2 protein-coding genes are annotated in these 2,293 nt (G+C 73.9%); both read right to left on the bottom strand.

Annotated elements, in window-relative coordinates:
* Nucleotides 1–147: 147 nt before the first annotated feature.
* On the bottom strand, nt 148–990 hold the full coding sequence (locus AB0C69_RS41400) for an MIP/aquaporin family protein (RefSeq protein ID WP_360362216.1): 843 nt from the start codon (nt 988–990) through the stop codon (nt 148–150).
* A gap of 83 nt (nt 991–1,073) precedes the next feature.
* The gene (locus AB0C69_RS41395) at nt 1,074–2,219 is read right to left on the bottom strand and encodes a thiamine pyrophosphate-dependent enzyme (protein WP_360362213.1); all 1,146 of its coding nucleotides are present in this window, start codon (nt 2,217–2,219) and stop codon (nt 1,074–1,076) included.
* Nucleotides 2,220–2,293: the final 74 nt, after the last annotated feature.

Genomic DNA, 2,293 nt, shown 5'->3' with positions numbered 1-2,293 from the left:
AGGATCTGCTCGTGTTCGAGCTGGTGGCGGGCGATCTCGTTGCCGCCGTGATCGAAGATCATGAATCGGGTGCTGGTCGTGCCCTGGTCGAGGGCGCCGACGAAGTCGGCCATGGACTCTTCCTTTCCGCCCGAGGAAACGGGCCCGTCAGGTGACGTCGTACTCCGGCTCCGGCGCGGCGGGCAGGCCGCCCTCCTCCTCGGGGAGGTGGCGCCCGACGAACAGCAGGTACAGGCCGGCGCCGAGCACGCCCCCGATCAGCGGGCCCCCGATCGGCACCCAGAAGTACAGGTCGCCGTACTGGTCCCGCCAGGCGGTGTCGTATCCGGTGATGTACTGGGCGAGCCGCGGCCCGAAGTCGCGGGCCGGGTTGATCGCGTAACCCGCGTCGGAGCCGAACGCCATGCCGATCGCCACCACCACCAGACCGATGATCAGCGGCGCCAGGTTGGCCAGCGGCGGCGCGTTGCGCACGTCGGTGAGGGCCAGCACGAGGAACAGCAGGATCGCGGTGCCGATCACCTGGTCGCGGAACGCGCCCCAGGTGCCGATCGGCAGCGTGCCGTTGCCCGGCAGGGTGGAGAACACGAACTGGGACTTCAGGGTGTGGCCGGGGTCGAACTTGGCGAGGATCTCGCTGTAGTCCCACCGGACGATCAGCGCGGCCACGAAGGCGCCGAGCGTCTGCGCGAACCAGAACGGCACGACCCGGCGCCAGGGGAACCCCTTGAACACCGCGAGCGCGAGCGTCACGGCGGGGTTCAGGTGCCCACCGCTGGTCCGGGCGGCGACGTACACGCCGAGCGTGACCCCGATCCCCCAGGCCCAGGCGATGCTGTCGTGGCCGCCGAGACTCTGCGGCGCGCCGAGCCCGCTCGCCGCCACGGCCTGGGCGACCACGCCGACGCCGAACAGGATCAGGATCAGGGTGCCGGCGAACTCCGCCAGCATCTGCCTGGCGAGTTCGGGCAGCCTCGGCCCTTGCGCCATGTCTCCTCCTCAGGCATGTGAACCAGGCCACGACGGCCGTGATCGTGATCGTTCCCAAGGAGGGCGAGGCTACACAGAGTGAGCTAATGACCCCGGAAAGCTTCCTCCAGCCACCACGAGGGGCGGCTGCGCGTGATCTTGGCGTCCACGACCATCGGCCGGTCGCGGGGCCCCGCCAGCCAGGCGCCCACCGCCGCGAGGTCACCCGGTGTCCGGACGGTCGCCGCCGCGCAGCCGAACCCCCGCCCGACCGCGGCCAGATCCGCGGGCGGGAACGTGACGGTGTCGAGGGGGTGCCCGCCCGGACCGAAGTGGTGCACCTCCGCCCCGTAGGCCTCGTCGTCGTAGACGAGCACGAGCAGGCCGAGCCCGAGCCGGACGGCGGTCTCCAGCTCCGCGACCGACATCAGCGCGCCGCCGTCGCCGAGCGCGGCGACGGTGAGCCGGTCCGGGCGCGCCACGGCCGCGCCGATGGCGGTCGCGAGGCCCAGCCCCACCGACTGGAACGCCTGCGTGAACACCAGGCCGTCCTCGTCGGGGACGTCCAGGAACATCGCCGGGTAGCCCATGAAGTTCCCGGAGTCGACGGCGACCGTGCGCTCGCGGGGCAGCATCCCGTCCAGGGCGATCGTCAGCGTGCGCGGGTCGATGCGGGGGCCGTCCGCGCCGTCCTCGCCGGGATGCTCGTCGTAGGGGACGTCCTGCCAGCGGCCCTCGCGGGCGAGACGTTCCGCCACCTCGGGCGTGCGGTACCCCGTGGCCCGGTGCCCGCGGGCGCCGAGCTCGGCCGAGGCGGCCCGGGCGGTCTCGGCGGCGTCGCCGATCAGGCCGAGGTCGACGGGGCGGTGCGCGCCGAGCGCGTGCGCGTCCACGTCGACCTGCACGACCGCGGCGGCCCGGTCGACGAGCGCGCCGTGCCGGGTCGTCCACATGTTCAGCGAGCAGCCCCACGCGACGACCAGGTCGGCGCCGCGGATCAGCTCCGCCGCGGCGGGCGTGGCGAAGCCCCCGCTGACGTCCAGGGCGAACGGGTCGCCGGCGAACAGGCCGCGCGCCACCGCCGACGTCGCGAGCAGCGCCCCGCAGCGCGCGGCGAGCTCGGCCAGGGCGTCGCGGGCGCCCGACAGGCGCGCGCCGCGTCCCGCCACGAACACCGGCCGCCGCGCCGCCTGGAGCGCGTCGGCGAGGCCGGCGATCGCGTCGGGCGGCGGCACCGGCAGCGCCGGCACCCGCCCCGGCGACGAACGCTGCCTGGACTAAGGAGGGCTGACGAATGTCCGTCACTGTGCTGCGGCATGTCCGC

It is taken from the genome of Actinomadura sp. NPDC048032, assembly GCF_040653175.1.
GTDB lineage: Bacteria > Actinomycetota > Actinomycetes > Streptosporangiales > Streptosporangiaceae > Spirillospora > Spirillospora verrucosospora.
This window is presented reverse-complemented; position numbering and strand designations above follow the sequence as displayed.